The 14,330-nt window shown below is 68.0% G+C and carries 15 protein-coding genes; 7 read left to right on the forward strand and 8 right to left on the reverse strand.

The features are described 5' to 3' along the window. Positions 1-4 precede the first annotated feature (4 nt). On the reverse strand, positions 5-454 hold the full coding sequence (locus ABGB08_RS05110) for a lamin tail domain-containing protein (RefSeq protein ID WP_347586790.1): 450 nt from the start codon (positions 452-454) through the stop codon (positions 5-7). Between the two features lie 373 nt (positions 455-827). On the opposite strand from ABGB08_RS05110, the gene ABGB08_RS05115 reads away from it, so the two are divergent. The 5 genes from ABGB08_RS05115 to ABGB08_RS05135 all read left to right on the forward strand — a co-directional run bounded on the left by ABGB08_RS05115 (position 828) and on the right by ABGB08_RS05135 (position 3,506). Beyond that, on the forward strand, positions 828-1,295 hold the full coding sequence (locus tag ABGB08_RS05115) for a hypothetical protein (RefSeq protein WP_347586792.1): 468 nt from the start codon (positions 828-830) through the stop codon (positions 1,293-1,295). Continuing rightward, positions 1,292-1,726 (forward strand): MerR family transcriptional regulator, encoded by a 435-nt coding sequence (locus ABGB08_RS05120; RefSeq protein ID WP_347586794.1) that lies wholly within the window; start codon positions 1,292-1,294, stop codon positions 1,724-1,726. The genes ABGB08_RS05115 and ABGB08_RS05120 overlap by 4 nt, the downstream gene beginning before the upstream one ends. A 56-nt stretch (positions 1,727-1,782) precedes the next feature. Continuing rightward, positions 1,783-2,025 (forward strand): hypothetical protein, encoded by a 243-nt coding sequence (locus tag ABGB08_RS05125; protein WP_347586796.1) that lies wholly within the window; start codon positions 1,783-1,785, stop codon positions 2,023-2,025. A gap of 4 nt (positions 2,026-2,029) precedes the next feature. Then, entirely contained in the window at positions 2,030-2,362 is a 333-nt protein-coding gene (locus ABGB08_RS05130; protein ID WP_347586798.1) for a YnfA family protein, read from the forward strand. A 100-nt stretch (positions 2,363-2,462) separates the two neighbouring features. Beyond that, entirely contained in the window at positions 2,463-3,506 is a 1,044-nt protein-coding gene (locus ABGB08_RS05135; RefSeq protein ID WP_347586852.1) for an acyltransferase family protein, read from the forward strand. A gap of 4 nt (positions 3,507-3,510) precedes the next feature. On the opposite strand, the gene ABGB08_RS05140 is transcribed toward ABGB08_RS05135, so the two are convergent. After that, entirely contained in the window at positions 3,511-6,321 is a 2,811-nt protein-coding gene (locus tag ABGB08_RS05140; protein WP_347586800.1) for a CHAT domain-containing protein, read from the reverse strand. A gap of 87 nt (positions 6,322-6,408) precedes the next feature. Between ABGB08_RS05140 and ABGB08_RS05145 the strand changes: the two genes are divergently transcribed. Together ABGB08_RS05145 and ABGB08_RS05150 are read left to right on the forward strand one after the other, a co-directional pair. Next, on the forward strand, positions 6,409-6,930 hold the full coding sequence (locus tag ABGB08_RS05145) for a SigE family RNA polymerase sigma factor (protein WP_347586802.1): 522 nt from the start codon (positions 6,409-6,411) through the stop codon (positions 6,928-6,930). Between the two features lie 23 nt (positions 6,931-6,953). Further along, positions 6,954-7,784 carry a hypothetical protein gene (locus ABGB08_RS05150; RefSeq protein ID WP_347586804.1) on the forward strand — a complete coding sequence of 277 codons (831 nt, stop codon included), beginning with the start codon at positions 6,954-6,956 and terminating at the stop codon, positions 7,782-7,784. A gap of 52 nt (positions 7,785-7,836) precedes the next feature. On the opposite strand, the gene ABGB08_RS05155 is transcribed toward ABGB08_RS05150, so the two are convergent. From ABGB08_RS05155 to dnaK, 6 genes are all read right to left on the reverse strand, one after another. Beyond that, a complete protein-coding gene (locus tag ABGB08_RS05155) occupies positions 7,837-8,040 on the reverse strand; it encodes a DUF418 domain-containing protein (RefSeq protein ID WP_347586854.1) in 204 nt (67 codons plus the stop codon). A gap of 222 nt (positions 8,041-8,262) precedes the next feature. After that, positions 8,263-10,830: an ATP-dependent chaperone ClpB gene (clpB, locus tag ABGB08_RS05160; protein ID WP_347586806.1), complete on the reverse strand. Its 2,568-nt coding sequence runs from the start codon at positions 10,828-10,830 to the stop codon at positions 8,263-8,265. Continuing rightward, positions 10,820-11,101: a chaperone modulator CbpM gene (locus ABGB08_RS05165; RefSeq protein ID WP_155349007.1), complete on the reverse strand. Its 282-nt coding sequence runs from the start codon at positions 11,099-11,101 to the stop codon at positions 10,820-10,822. Before ABGB08_RS05165 ends, clpB begins: the two co-directional genes overlap by 11 nt. Beyond that, on the reverse strand, positions 11,098-11,886 hold the full coding sequence (locus ABGB08_RS05170) for a DnaJ C-terminal domain-containing protein (protein WP_347586809.1): 789 nt from the start codon (positions 11,884-11,886) through the stop codon (positions 11,098-11,100). Before ABGB08_RS05170 ends, ABGB08_RS05165 begins: the two co-directional genes overlap by 4 nt. After that, complete coding sequence (locus ABGB08_RS05175) at positions 11,886-12,434, reverse strand: nucleotide exchange factor GrpE (RefSeq protein WP_347586811.1); 549 nt, start codon at positions 12,432-12,434, stop codon at positions 11,886-11,888. The genes ABGB08_RS05170 and ABGB08_RS05175 overlap by 1 nt, the downstream gene beginning before the upstream one ends. Next, complete coding sequence (gene dnaK, locus ABGB08_RS05180) at positions 12,397-14,262, reverse strand: molecular chaperone DnaK (protein ID WP_347586856.1); 1,866 nt, start codon at positions 14,260-14,262, stop codon at positions 12,397-12,399. Before dnaK ends, ABGB08_RS05175 begins: the two co-directional genes overlap by 38 nt. Positions 14,263-14,330 lie beyond the last annotated feature (68 nt).

A 14,330-nucleotide genomic window follows, 5' to 3' on the forward strand; every position in this document is an offset into this window, starting at 1 on the left:
ATCGTCAGCTGCAGTTGGTGTAGCCGGGCTTGAGTTTGGTCCATCCGCAGGTGTCAATCTTCTTGCCGGTGGCGTTGCGGAGGGTCGCCGTGTCGCCGTCGTTGTTCCAGACATACTGCTTGCGATTCCAGTACACGGTGGTGGTCGTATCCGTCCCCTGGCCGGTACGGACAATCAGGCGTTTCCCGGCTCTCAGCGTGACCTGGCCGAAGATGTATTTGTAGCCGGTCTCATCGCGGAGAACCCAGTTCTCCAGGTCGATCACCTTGCGCGTGGTGTTTTTGATAATCACGTACTCGGCGTTGAGGCTGCTGTTGCTGCGGTAGTCCTTGCCCGGGCTGTCGTACCAAACCCGAATGAACTGGACGATCGGCGTGGCGGCGTGGGCCGGCTGCGCGGCGATGAGCGCGGACGCTGCGAGAGAAACCGCAAGCGAGGAGTAGGCGAGACGCAACGTGCTTCCCTTCAAGGGCAATATGGGGCGCTATTCAAGACGCCCCCCGCCTCGCGAAGGTTGACACGAATTGTCCGCATTACAATTAGTCAATACCGGCGTGAGCCCCTAACCGGACAACGAGCAGGTTTCCGCGCTCAAAGCAGCAGATCTGCATATCATCAACTATAAGCTTGAGATGCTAATAGATTATATGCCCGAGTCGATCAGTGACGCTCCGAAGCCCGGCGTCGTCTTGCCGTGATCCAGACGTGCGGGCAGGGGCGGTGGACGCATCGGATGTGATGCAGATCACATTCACTCGTCTTGAATTCGGTACCTAGGTACGGGCTTACGGTCGAAGTACGACGGACCGAAGGGCTGGAGCCTACTGATGTCGAATCTGATGCAGGACGGCGGTTGCGCCTGCTGCTCGTCGGCGGAGCCGCTGTCGATTAATGACCGGTTTGCCAATGCGGCGCGGCGGCTTGGTCTCGGTGCCGAGTTGGTCGGGGGTGGGGATCCGGCAGCTTCCGTTTTGGAAGGCGGATCGCGTGGTGAGCCGGCCATCGTGTGCACCCTGGAAGGTGCCGAGGCCATGCGTGAGCGGCTCAGCGAATGGGAGCAGGTGATCGGTGCGGCCACCGGACGGGAATCCGCCGATGGCGGGATCACCTTGACCTTCGCGCAGGACGGGCGGACGGCGGTGGAGTTGGCGCGGCTGGCCGTGGCCGAGTTCGAATGCTGCTCGTTCTTCACCTTCGCCCTGAGCGTCGGCCCGGCCGGGATGCGCTTCACGGTGACCGCCCCGGATGAGGCACACGATGTGGTCACCGCCTTGTTCGGCACGGCGACCTCATGACGTACGAGATCGAGCGGCGACTGCGCACCGGGCAGGTTGCCGAGCGGGCCGGAGTCAACGTCCAGACTTTGCGCTACTACGAACGTCGCGGGCTGATCGCGGAACCGCAGCGGAGCCCGGGCGGGCACCGGACCTACCCGCCCGACACGGTCACCCTGCTCGTGGTGATCAAAGCCGCGCAGCGGCTCGGGTTCACGCTCGATGAGGTGGCCGAGTTGCTGGAGACCGGCCGTCGCGGGCATCCCAGCGCCGACCTGCGCGAACGTGCCAAAGCCAAGCTGGCCGAGATCGAACGCAGGATCACCGACCTGGCAACCATCCGCGACGCGCTCAACCAGGTGGTGGCCGCCCGCTGCGACAGCCTCACCCACTGCACGTGCGCGGACTGCCCCCTGCCGTACGCCGAACTCGCCGAGGAACAGACCCGATGACGCGACACGACGATCGTCCAGCCACCCTCGCCGAACCGCGCGCATGCCATGGGCGGGTGAATAGCTCTCCCCCGAAAAGCAGCAAGATCGCCGCCGGTTTGGCCGCGCTGGCCTGCGCGGTGTGCTGCGCGCTTCCCTTCCTGATCGCCGCCGGGGTTCTCACCGGTGCCGGCGCGGCGATCGCGGAACAAGGGCTGCTGGCGGCCGCCGCTCTCCTGCTGGCCGCCGCCGGCGCGCTGTGGTGGGGCCGGGCAGCCCAAGCGAGCGAGTGCGGCTGCGGATGCTCGCCGGGAACATAGTCCTATGACGATCATTCGCTCGCTTGTCCTGTTCGCCCTGGCCGCGGTGTTCGAGATCGGTGGTGCGTGGCTGGTGTGGCAGGGCTGGCGCGAGAACCGCGGCCTGGCCTGGATCGTGGCCGGAATCCTGGCGCTGGGCGCGTATGGATTTGTGGCCACGTTCCAGCCCGACGCCCATTTCGGCCGCATCCTGGCTGCCTACGGCGGGGTTTTCGTGGCGGGTTCGCTGGTGTGGGGCATCGTGATGGACGGTTTCCGCCCCGACCGCTGGGATGTGATCGGCGCGGCGATCTGCCTGGTCGGCGTCGCCGTCATCATGTACGCCCCACGCGGCTGACCACGCGAAAGCGTACTTATCCACACTGAGGATTCCGCCATCCTCATTGTCTCCGTACCAGCACAAAGTTGCCCTACTCAGCGAGAAGGGCGTGGTGGAGATGGAGAACCCCCGGGCGGTATGGGCGGATGTCGCGAAGGGCGTCTGCATCCTGTTGGTCGTGCTCTGGCACGCGGTCACCAAGCACTACCTGCAAGTGGACTGGCAGGCCGGCGGGGCTATCCCGGCCATGTGGGGATTCTTCGGCGACCAGCTGATGACCCTGCGGATGCCGCTGTTCTTCACCATCTCCGGCATGTTCGCCGTCAGCGCCTTCCACCGCCCCTGGCGGGTGGTCGTACGCTCCCGTGTCGCCAAGTTCCTCTACCTGTACCTGGTCTGGATGCTCATCCACACCGCGATCCTGTGGTTCACCCCCAGCTTCGACACCCTCAGCGCCCGCAGCCTCGGCCAATTCGCCGAACAGCTCACGATCACCCCGCCCAACCTGTGGTACCTGTACGCGCTGGCCCTCTACTTCGTCGCCGCCAAGGCGCTCAAGCGGGTGCCGGTACCGATCCTGCTCGGCGCCGCCGCCCTGCTGGCCGTCGTGGCCGCCGCCGACCTGATCGCCACCCCCGGCAACCGCGGCTCACTGCTCCAGAACTTCGTGTTCTTCCTGCTCGGCCTGCACCTGCGCCCCCACATCGAGCGCCTGGCCCAGCACACCAACTGGCGCCGGGCCGGCGCGATAGGTGCGGTGTACGCGGTCGCGCTGCTGGCCATGGCCGCCACCGCCACCCAGCAAACCCCCACGATCTGGACAGCAGTCTCCCTGATCGCCACCGTCTTCGGCCTCAGCGCCGCCCCCCTGGTGGCCCGCTGGACCCACATCGGCGCGGCCCTGTCCTGGCTCGGCCGCCGCACGCTCCCGATCTACGTCATCCACATGCCGATCCTGGCCCTGCTGCACATGGCCGTGGCCGCCCCGCTCTCCCACGCGAGCCCGGCCGCACAGACCGTGCTCGCCGCCACATACCCGCTCATCGTGACAGCACTGCTCGTGGCGACCTGCCTGCTCATCGAGTACGGCCTGAAGGCGGCCCGGGCGACGTGGCTGTTCGACCTGCCCACCCGCCGCGCCCTCGTCGATTCCCGCAGGTAACCGCTCACGCGCCGGAGTGCACGTGGGCGGCCCAGAGGGAAGGATCGTCAGGGGCGTACTCCCGGGCGGCACGGACAGCGTGGTGGAGAGCGTGCGATGGTGTGCCTCCCTCGGTCAGGGTGGCGTAGAACGTGTCGGCGATGTCGAATGCGGCCCGGTCGTTGACCTTCCACAGGGTGCCGATCACGTGGGGATATCCGGCGAGCTGGAAAGCGGAGGCCAGATGGATGGCTTCGTCGACGAGTTCGGTGTTGCTGGTCAGGGCGGTCTCGCAAGCCGACAGGTACGCCAGCCGCGGCGACCGCAGCCGAACCGGTCCGAGCGAGGCGACGGTGAAGGGATCGCTCGCGTGATCGTGCAGGAGCAGCTTGCTCCGGGAGGGATTCGTGGCATCGCTGGTGCCGTGGCAGGCGAAGTGCGCGATCGAGCAGGCCGGCAGCTCATCGAGGACGTTGGCCTTGGTCGGCAGCTTGTCCGACTCGTTCTTTCGCCAAGGGCGGGTCGGCCCGGGGTGGGGTTCGCTGAGCACGACCGCGCCCGGGAGGCGCCTGCGGAGCATCTCGCGTTCCGCGGGCACCTGCCACAATCGCCCGGACTTGCCCGGGGTTGTGGGCATCGCGACGATCAGCGCCCGCGTCCCCGCGGATCTTCGCGCCTGCTCGCGGGCATAGCGCAGACCTCGTACGGTCGGCGTGTACGACGAGACGACCCGATCCAGAACGGAGTCGCCCTGGCGGCCCGCGGCATGTAACGGCAGCAGGCCGAGCAGCCCACCCGGCGCCCACCACAGCCGAGGCCAGGCACTGGAATCCCGACCCAGTCCGAGGACAGACAGGACAGGCCCGGCCACCACCTCCCAAAGCCACTCCAGCACCTGAAGCTGCCGCTCCTGGTCTTTATCGCTCAGGGCCTCGTGAAAGGTGTTGATCTGGCGGATCAAGATCTCGGGCGCGAGATCGGGAAGTTCATGCGCCACGACGCCGCCGGTGGTGACAATCAAGGCGTCGCTGCGATAAGTGCTGACATTCAGCACCGCCACCGGCCCGTACGCGGCCTCGGCGAGGATCTCCTCGGTGGACGGCGGGCTCATGAAACCCGCGAATCCGTCCAGCCGCCGGATCCTGGCGATGAGCGCGCTGAATTCCGCGGCCAGCGCGTGCCGGTCCCGCGTCGTGGCGCCGGGTGGCACGTCGGACGAGATGGTGATGGCGGTCGCGGGCGTCCGGTCCAGCAGGTCACGGAGTTCGGTGAACCGGGAGGCCAGGTCAGGGTGGCTTTCCCGGAGATCGCTGAGGTCGCTGCGGGTGTCCATCGCCTGGCTCAACAGGATCGTCCGGCCCTGCTCCAGAAGATGCAGGGCACGGCTCGCGCGTTCGGGGTTCCTGGTGTCGGCCAGCGTGAGAGCGGCGGCGTCGGCGGCCAGTCCGGCGAAGCCGCCGAGCGCGTACTGCTGGTTTTCTCGATCGAGTTGGCGTGGCGCCACCTCGGGTAGCAGGTGGACGGCGGTCTCCATGAGTTCCGCTGCCCGTGGTCCGATCCTGGCCGCGGATCGGGCCGCCTCGATCCGTACCGACGGGGCGGCTGAGGCGGTGCGCACGGCCTCGGCGTAGACGGAGAACACCGAGTCGCGGCGGTGTTCTGGCTGGCTCTGCAAGGCCCGGCCCAGGTTGATGAGCCGGGCCGCGCGTTCGGGATGGTCGGCGGGTGTGGCGTCGACCGCCTGCCTGAGCGTGGCGACAGCGGTAGCCAGGTCCGTACGGGCGGACGTGCGGCCGAACCGGATGAGCAGGGCGTTTCCCAGGCCGGCGAGAACGGCCGCGCGATCCTCGTGGTCAGCGGGGCTGACCTGGGCGGCCTCGGTGAGCCGGTCGATCGCGGTGTCGAGGTCCGCCTCCGCGCCAGGACGGCTGGAGCGGGTGAGCAACACGTTCCCCAGGTTGAACAACATCGCCGCGCGCTGGCCTGGATCGCCTCCGGACGTGGACTGCAGCAGCGCGCGCATGATCTCGTTCAGATCCGCCGGCAGTTCCGGCGGCGCAGCCTGAGCGAGGGCCAGCGCCTGATCGAGATGGCGGATCGCGTCGTCGAGATCCTCCCCACCACCGGAACGACCGAATCGGGCCAGCAGCGCATTCCCCAGGTTGTTGAGATATATCGGCAATTCGATGTCGTCAGGGATGTTCGTGGCTTCCGTGAGCAACTGGATCGCACTGTTGAGATCCGCGATGTCACCAATGCGCTCAAAGCGGCTCTGGAACGCGTTGGCGAGATCATTGAGATACTCGCCCCTGTCCTCGGCCAGGCTGGCGTGCAATGCTTCCCGTCCGGCCTCGATCGCGGCATTCAGATCCGCGAGTACGCCGGTCCGCTGAAACCGCGTCCGCAACGCCACCCCAAGCTCGGACAGCCACATCGCCCGCCATTCAAGGTCATCCGGCGTGACACGCAAAATACGCTGATAAAGCTGAATGCTGTGGGAGATGTCACGCCCGGGATCGTCGAGCGCCTGAGCGCGCCAGTTCATGGCGGCGAGATAGGCCCGCTCGGCCACGTCGGGCAGCAGGGGCGTGGGCAACTCGTCGTCACCAGCGACAAAACAGCGAATCAGCATCTCGACCGCCGCGTAACGCTCCCGATCATCGCCGCCCGCCTGATAGCGGTACCAGTGCAGCCAGCCGAGCAGCCGCCACGCCTCCAGATTGCCTTCGTCCGCGCGCACCAGATCGCCGAGCCGTACAGCCAGCTCCTCCAGCGACAGATCCCCCGCGGACTCGCCCACCAGCGCCGCGACCGCGGCAAACCATTCCGGATCCACGATTCCTATCATCGACCGATATGTCGTCAACCTGGGGTGGGACTTAGGGCGTGTCAGGGGTGGCTTTCACCGACGAGAGGAGACCGGGTGGACGCGGATTTCGTGGACTTCGTACGGCGCCGGGGTGACCACCATCTGAGAACGGCGGTCCTGCTCACCGGGGAATGGCACGCGGCCGAGGATCTGGTGCAGTCCAGCCTCGCCAAGTTGTACCAGGTGTGGCATCGGCTGGACACCGGCAACGAGCCCGACGCCTACCTGCGGCGCATCCTGGTCAACACCCACCGATCATGGTGGCGAGCCCGGTGGCGTCGGGAGATCCCGCGCGCTGAACTGCCCAATCTGCCCAGTTCCGGCGACCTGAGCGAGTCCCGCGCCGTGGCGGAGGACGTCCGGAACGCGCTGGCGAAACTCCCGGCCAGGCAGCGTACGGCGCTGGTCCTGCGTTTCTTCGTGGACCTGCCGGAACTGGAGGTCGCCGACCTGATGGGCTGCTCGGTGGGCTCGGTCAAATCCCACACGCACCGCGGTCTACAGGCGATGCGGCGGCTGATTTCGCCCGACATCGTGGTCAACCGAACCGAGGACGAAGGGAGTGCAGTCCGGTGAGAAACCCACACGAGGAGCCGTCCATGACCGAGAAAGAACTCCGCACCCTGCTCATCAGAGCCACCGAGGACCGCCCCCCGGGCATCGACCTCATGCCGGCGCTGAAGCCCAGGCGGATCCGAGTCCTGGTGCCGTCGATCGCCGCGATCGGCATTGCCGCCGCGATGACCGCGATCATGCTGGTAGTCCCCGGAAACCAGCCCTCGGCCCAGGCCCAGGTGGCCGCCGCGATCGAGAACACCAGCAAGGAGAGCTACCGCATCCACACCAACACCGGCACCAGAACCTTCGAAGGCGCCTTCGACCCCGTCAACCGGCTGGGCATCATCACCGAAGCCGGAGGCAGGTCCGAGACCCGCTTCATCGGCGACACGATGTACACCCGGCCCCAGGACGCCACCCTATGGAGCGTCTTTCCCCGCGACGAGGCAATGATCAAAGACGCCCCCGCGGCCACCATGCTGGTCAAACTCGCCCCCCTGGACCCCCAAGCCGCCCTGGAGAAACTCCGCCTGGCCACCGACGTCCGCGAGGACGGCCCCGCCTCCGGCCCCGACTGGACCGGCCAGCGCTTCGCGTTCTCCCTGAAGGACCAGAACTGGCCCGGCTACGACACCAAAGCCGAATCCAACGAAGCCTCAGGCACGGTAGAGGTGGACGACCAAGGCCGAGTCCGCCGCCTGGTCGTCACCTTCAGCGACAACGGCCAGCGCGTCGAAATGAACGTCGACACCTTCGGCACCCCGGTAACGGTCGCTCCCCCACCCACCGACCAAATCAACACAAAGACCGACACCGACCCAACCTTTAACCCCATGAAGCCAATCGACACCTCAGCCCCCAAGAGACCGTGACCCACACACCATGGGCCGGAGCGAACATCGCTCCGGCCCATGGCCTACAGGTTCAGGCCGCATGACGCAGCGGTTGGCGGTGGGACCAGGTGGCCCGGCGCCAGAGCCACTCGATCGGGCCCTGGCGGTAGCGGCGTAGCCAGAGGGTGGACCACAGCCACTGGACGGTGAGGATGGGGCCGGCGATGAGCAGCACCGTCGTCGCAGTCCAGGTGTGGGGCAGGTGCTGATCCTCCCACTCCGATCGATACTGCAGGCTGTCTTCGCACCACTGGGAAGGATGGCGCTCGCCAACTACCTGACCGCCACAATCCTCGTTCTGCTGATCAGTCCCTTCGTCGGCGGCGTGCCCGTATCAGCCCAAAGTAGGGTTCGCGCCGTCAGCGACGTCCTTTCGGCCGGTGTGGCGGATGCCGTACATCGCAGGGGCATCGTCAATCCAGCCGGCCAGGACGTAGGCGGGCGAGGCTCCGGTCTGTCAACCTCCGAACTCGATGACGAGCTCGCCCTCGCTCGCGTCCACGCGGATGATCGTCCCGGGTGGCACGTCCCCGGCGAGGAGTGCTCTGCCGATCCTGGTCTCGACCTCGCGGGCGATGAACCGGCGCAACGGCCGTGCTCCGTAGACGGGGTCGAACCCCTGGCGGGCGATGTCGCGGCGGGCCACTTCGGTGACCTCCAGGGTCAGGTCGCGGTCGGCGAGGCGCACCCGGACGTCGTCGAACATCAGGTCCACGATCTGCTCGATCTCGGCTTCCGTCAGCGGCTTGAACAGCACGATGTCGTCGACCCGGTTGAGGAACTCGGGCCGGAAGTGGGAGCGCAGTGCGGCCATCACCCGGTCGCGCCCTTCCGGCTTGAGCTCGCCGCCGGGCGTGACCCCGTCCAGCAGATATTGCGACCCGATGTTGGACGTCATGATGATCACCGTGTTGCGGAAGTCGACCGTGCGCCCCTGCGCGTCGGTCAGCCGCCCGTCGTCCAGGACCTGCAGGAGCGTGTTGAACACGTCCGCGTGCGCCTTCTCGACTTCGTCGAAAAGCACCACACTGTACGGCTTGCGCCGCACCGCCTCAGTGAGCTGACCACCCTCCTCATACCCGATATATCCGGGCGGTGCCCCGACCAGCCGGCTGACCGTATGCCGCTCCTGATATTCGCTCATGTCGATCCTGACCATGTTCTCCTCGGTGTCGAAGAGCGCCGCGGCCAGCGCCTTGGCCAGTTCGGTCTTGCCCACCCCGGTCGGCCCGAGGAAGATGAACGACCCGATCGGCCGCCGCGGGTCCTTGATTCCGGACCTGGCTCTGATCACCGCGTCGGCGACCAGCCGTACCGCCTCGTCCTGGCCGATCACCCGCTCGTGCAGAATCTCGTCCAGGCGCAGCAGCTTCTCCCGCTCGCCCTCCCGCAACCGGCTGACCGGGATTCCGGTCCACCGGGACACGATCGCCGAGATCTCGTCCTCGGTCACCACCTCGCGCAGCAGGCGATGCCCGGCCTGCTTGGCGGCCAGCCGCTCCTCCTCCGCCGCCAGCCGCCGCTGGAGCTCCGGCAGCCTGCCGTGGCGGAGTTCGGCCGCACCGGTGAGGTCGTAGTCGCGCTCGGCCTGCTCGGCCTGGCGGCGTACGTTCTCCATCTCCTGGCGCAGCTCCTGCACCTTGCGCAGCGTCTGCCGCTCGGCCTCCCACTGGGCGCGCATGGCGTCGGCTTCGGCCTTCAGATCGGCCAGTTCCCTGCGCAGCTCGGCCAGCGAGGCGTCATCCTTCTCCTTCGCCAGCGCCGCCTCCTCGATCTCCAGCCGCATCACCCGGCGGGTGAGCTCGTCCAGCTCGGCGGGCATGGAGTCGATCTCCGTACGGATCATCGCGCACGCCTCGTCGACCAGGTCGATAGCCTTGTCCGGCAGGAACCTGTCGGAGATGTAGCGGTGGCTGAGCACCACGGCCGACACCAGCGCGCTGTCCTGAATCTTCACGCCGTGGAAGACCTCCAGGCGTTCGCGCAGGCCGCGCAGGATCGACACGGCGTCCTCGACCGACGGTTCGTCCACCATGACGGGCTGGAAGCGGCGTTCCAGCGCGGCGTCCTTCTCCACGTGCTTGCGATATTCCACGATCGTGGTCGCGCCGATCATGTGCAGCTCGCCCCTGGCCAGCATCGGCTTGAGCATGTTGCCCGCGTCCATGGCACCTTCGGCCGCGCCCGCGCCGACCACCGTGTGCATCTCGTCAACGAACAGCAGGATCCGCCCCTCGGCCGCCTTGACCTCGTTGAGCACGGCCTTCAGGCGTTCCTCGAACTCGCCGCGATACTTGGCGCCCGCGACCAGGGAACCCATGTCGAGATTGAAGACGGTCTTGTCCCGGAGGCTCTCCGGCACGTCGCCACGGTTGATCCGCTGGGCCAATCCCTCCACGATGGCGGTCTTGCCGACCCCGGGGTCGCCGATCAGGACGGGGTTGTTCTTGGTCTTGCGGGACAGGATCTGGATGACGCGGCGGATCTCGGCGTCCCGGCCGATGACCGGGTCGAGGCGGCCCGCTTCGGCGTCGGCGACCAGGTCGCGGCCGTACTTCTGGAGGGCCTCGTAGGCCACTTCCGGCATCGCCGAGGTGACCCGCTGGTTGCCCCGGATCGAGGTGAGGGCCTTGAGGAAGTCGTCCCGGGTGAGCCCCAGCTGGGGCAGTTCGTCCAGCAGGGCGATCAGCAGGTGCTCCACCGAGACGTACTCGTCCTTGAGCCGCTTGGCCTCCTGTTCCGCGGTGTCGAACAGGCGGGACAGGCGCTGGGTGACGAACACCTGGCCGGGCGCGGCGCTGGGGCCGCTGACCCGGGGCCTGCGGGCCAGCTCGGCCTCCAGGCCGGTCCTCAGGCGGGGTACGTCCGCGCCCGCCTGGGCGAGCAGCCGGGAACCTAGCTCCTGGTCCAGCAGAGCCAGCAGCAGATGCTCGGCGTCGATCTCGGTGTGCCCGGAGCGCAGGGCTTTGGTCTGGGCGTCGTGCAGGGCCTCCTGGGATTTCTGGGTGAGCCGGTCAGCGTCCACGAGTAGCCTCCTCCAGTTCGGCGATGCGATCGAGCAGGTCCATGACCAGGGCGACCCCCGCGTAGTTGAGCGCGAAGCCCGCGCGCAGGCGCTGGATGCGGCCCACCCTCGCGACCTGGTCGGCGGGCAGCCAGACGGTGCCCGTCACATCGATCCAGGCGTCCAGCAGGTCCAGGGCGACCAGCCGCCGTACGACATCCGGATGCAGGCACACCACGCGGGCGAACGTGTCGAGGTCCAGCCGCCGGGGCCGGGCCAGAGCCAGCGTCATCGTCGCCTCCTGGGGTCGAAGTCGGAGGTGGCCGCGAGGCGTTCGAACAGCCGGCGCTCCTCGGCGGACAGGGTGGGCGGAACCATGATCCGCGTCTCGGCGTACAGGTCGCCGCCGGACAGGCCGCGGCCGCGCAGGCGCAGTTTGCGGCCGGACGACGTGCCCGGGGGGACCTGGACCTTCGCCTCGCCGCCGGGGGTGTCGAGGGCCACGCTCGCACCGAGCGCCGCCTCCCAGGGCGTGAGCGGGAGTCGTACATAAAGGTCGCGGCCCTTCACCTGGTAGCGCGGATGCGGGGCGATCCGGACGACCAGGAACAAGTCGCCGGGCTGCGCGCCACCGCTCGCTCGGCCGCCCTGACCGGCCAGCCTGATCCGCCGGCCGTCGGACACGCCAGGCGGGATGTTCACCTCCACCGACTTCCCGTCGATCTTCAAGGTACGGCGACCGCCGCGATACGCCTCCTCAACCGTCAGGGGAAGCTCGACCTCCTGGTCGGCGCCCGGCATCGGACCCCAGCGGCGGCCGAAGACGCCGCCGAACAGGTCGCCGAGATCGACGTCCGACACCCATTCGGGTTGCCGGGCCGCCGGGGTGTCGTACTCGCGGCGCCGCTCGGGATCCGACAGCACCTGGTAGGCCTCGGAGATGCGCTTGAACCGGTCCTCGGCCGCGGGATCCTTGTTGATGTCCGGGTGGTAGGTGCGGGCCAGCTTGCGGTAGGCGCGCTGGATCTCCTCCGGGGACGCGTCCCTGGACACCCCCAGGATCTCGTAGAAATCCATCACTCGCCCTTCGTGGCCACCACCACCGCGGCCGGCCTGAGCCGTCGGTCGAGAGCGCCGTAACCTGGCCTGACGACCTCGGCGACCGTGCCCGGCCTGGTCGTGGTGGCGGGCACGGTCCCGACCGCGTCGTGGCGCTCCGGGTCGAAGGGAGCGCCCTCGTCGTCCTGGCGCGGGTAGCCGAGGCGGTTCATCACCGCGAGAGCCTGCTCGTGTACGGCCCGGAGCCCGTCGAGCACAGCTTCCGGATCGGCCTTGGCGTGTTTCAGGGCCAGTTCCAGGTTGTCGAGCACGGGCAGCCATTCGGCGGTGGCCCTGGCGCGCTCCCGCTCGATCTCCTTGGCCATACGTTTGCGCAGGTTGTCCATGTCGGCCGCCGCCCGGAGCAGCCGTTCCTCCAGCTCGGCGACCTTCGGGTCAGGCTCGGCCCCCGAGGCGACCCCCGCCTTTGCGTTAGGCCCTGTGGCGGCCCCTGTGTCGGCCGGATGGTCGTCCCCAAGGCTCGGGGGCTTATTCGGGGGCGGTGAATTCGGCGTCGATGACGTCATCGCCGTCCTCCCCCTGTCCCGGCGTCCGCTGCTGCCCGGCCATGCTGCCGAGGCTGTGGTAGACCTGCTGCAACTCGCCCGTCAGCGAGCGAAGCCGATCCAGCGGCGCCTCCTCCTTGACGGCCTGCCGGGCATCGCTGACGAGCATGTCCGCCCGCGCCTTCTCATGGGTCGGGACCGCTCCGCCCAGCTCGCCCCGCCTGCGCTCGACCTGGTAGGCGGCCGAGTCGAGCTCGTTGCGCGCGTCGATCTGCTCGCGCAACCGGGCGTCCTCGCCCCGATGCTGCTCGGCGTCCTTCACCATGCGCTCGACCTCAGCCGGCTCCAGGTTGGAGCTCTCGCTGATCGTGATGCGCTGCTCGCCCCCGGTGTCCTTGTCCCTCGCGGAAACGCTCAGGATCCCGTTGGCGTCGATGTCGAAGGTGACCTCGACCTGCGGCACACCCCGGGGCGCCGGGCGGATGTTCTCCAGCCGGAACCGGCCGAGCACCCGGTTGTCGGCCGCCCGCTCGCGCTCTCCCTGGAGCACGACCACGTCCACCGCGCTCTGATTGTCCTCGGCCGTGCTGAAGACCTCGGTTCGCCGGGCCGGGATGGTGGTGTTGCGCTCGATCACCTTCGTCATCACGCCGCCGAGCGTCTCCAGGCCGAGCGACAGCGGGGTGACGTCGAGCAGCAGCACGTCGCTGACCTCGCCCTTGATGATGGACGCCTGGAGGGCGGCCCCGACCGCCACGACCTCGTCGGGGTTGACGGTCATGTTGGGGTCCATGCCTCCGGTGAGCCGCTTCACCAGGTTCTGCACGGCCGGGATCCGGGTCGAGCCGCCGACCAGGATGACCTCGTCGATGTCGTCGGCGGTGAGTTTGGCGTCGGCGATGGCCTGCCGTACCGGATCGATGCAGCGTTCGACCAGGTCGGCGGTGAGCTCGTCGAAGGTGGAGCGCATCAGGGTGGTGTTCAGGTGTTTGGGCCCGTTGGCGTCGGCGGTGACGAACGGCAGGCTGACCGACGTCTGGGTGACCGAGGAGAGCTCGACCTTGGCCTTCTCGGCGGCTTCGAACAGGCGCTGCAAGGCCTGCGGGTCGTTGCGGAGGTCGATGCCCTCCTGGCGCTGGAACTCCACCGCCAGGTGGTCGACGACCCTGCGGTCGAAGTCGTCGCCGCCGAGGTGGCCGTCGCCTGAGGTGGCCCGTACCTCGACGACGCCTTCGCCGATGGCCAGGATGCTCACGTCGAAGGTGCCGCCGCCCAGGTCGAAGACGAGCACGGTCTCGTTGGCCTTCTTGTCGACGCCGTAGGCGAGCGCGGCCGCCGTGGGCTCGTTGATGATCCTCAGCACCTCCAGACCGGCGATCTTGCCGGCGTCCTTGGTGGCCTGGCGCTGGGCGTCGTTGAAGTAGGCGGGCACCGTGATGACCGCCTCGGTGACCCGCTCGCCGAGGAACTTGCCCGCGTCGTCGGCGAGCTTGCGCAGCACCTGCGCGGAGATCTCCTCCGGCGCGTACAGCTTGCCGCGCACCTCGAACCGCACGGCCCCGTTCGGCCCTTCCACGACGTCGAAGGAGACCGCGTGCATCTCGGTGGTGACCTCGTCGTACTTGCGGCCGATGAAACGCTTGGAGGAATAGATGGTGCCCTTCGGGTTGAGGATGGCCTGGCGGCGGGCCAGCTGGCCGACCAGACGTTCTCCCTGTTCGGTGAAGGCCACCACCGACGGCGTGGTTCGCGCCCCCTCGGCGTTGGGGATCACCGTCGGCTGCCCGCCCTCCGTCGCGGCGATCACCGAATTCGTGGTGCCCAGATCAATGCCTACCGCCTTGGCCATCACTGCCCCCTCATCCATGGATCACCTTCCAGCGTGTCCGGCGGCACAGCGGTCCCACATCCTTAACC

This window comes from Acrocarpospora sp. B8E8 (assembly GCF_039871605.1).
Classification (GTDB): Bacteria; Actinomycetota; Actinomycetes; order Streptosporangiales; family Streptosporangiaceae; genus Acrocarpospora; species Acrocarpospora macrocephala.

Coding starts and splice junctions, on each gene's coding strand:
- ABGB08_RS05115 (WP_347586792.1), top strand. CDS start 828: ATGTCGAATCTGATGCAGGACGGCGGTTGCGCCTGCTGCTCGTCGGCG.
- ABGB08_RS05120 (WP_347586794.1), top strand. CDS start 1,292: ATGACGTACGAGATCGAGCGGCGACTGCGCACCGGGCAGGTTGCCGAG.
- ABGB08_RS05130 (WP_347586798.1), top strand. CDS start 2,030: ATGACGATCATTCGCTCGCTTGTCCTGTTCGCCCTGGCCGCGGTGTTC.
- ABGB08_RS05135 (WP_347586852.1), top strand. CDS start 2,463: ATGGAGAACCCCCGGGCGGTATGGGCGGATGTCGCGAAGGGCGTCTGC.
- ABGB08_RS05150 (WP_347586804.1), top strand. CDS start 6,954: ATGACCGAGAAAGAACTCCGCACCCTGCTCATCAGAGCCACCGAGGAC.
- ABGB08_RS05165 (WP_155349007.1), bottom strand. CDS start 11,101: ATGACGCTGGCTCTGGCCCGGCCCCGGCGGCTGGACCTCGACACGTTC.
- ABGB08_RS05170 (WP_347586809.1), bottom strand. CDS start 11,886: ATGGATTTCTACGAGATCCTGGGGGTGTCCAGGGACGCGTCCCCGGAG.
- ABGB08_RS05175 (WP_347586811.1), bottom strand. CDS start 12,434: ATGACGTCATCGACGCCGAATTCACCGCCCCCGAATAAGCCCCCGAGC.
- dnaK (WP_347586856.1), bottom strand. CDS start 14,262: ATGGCCAAGGCGGTAGGCATTGATCTGGGCACCACGAATTCGGTGATC.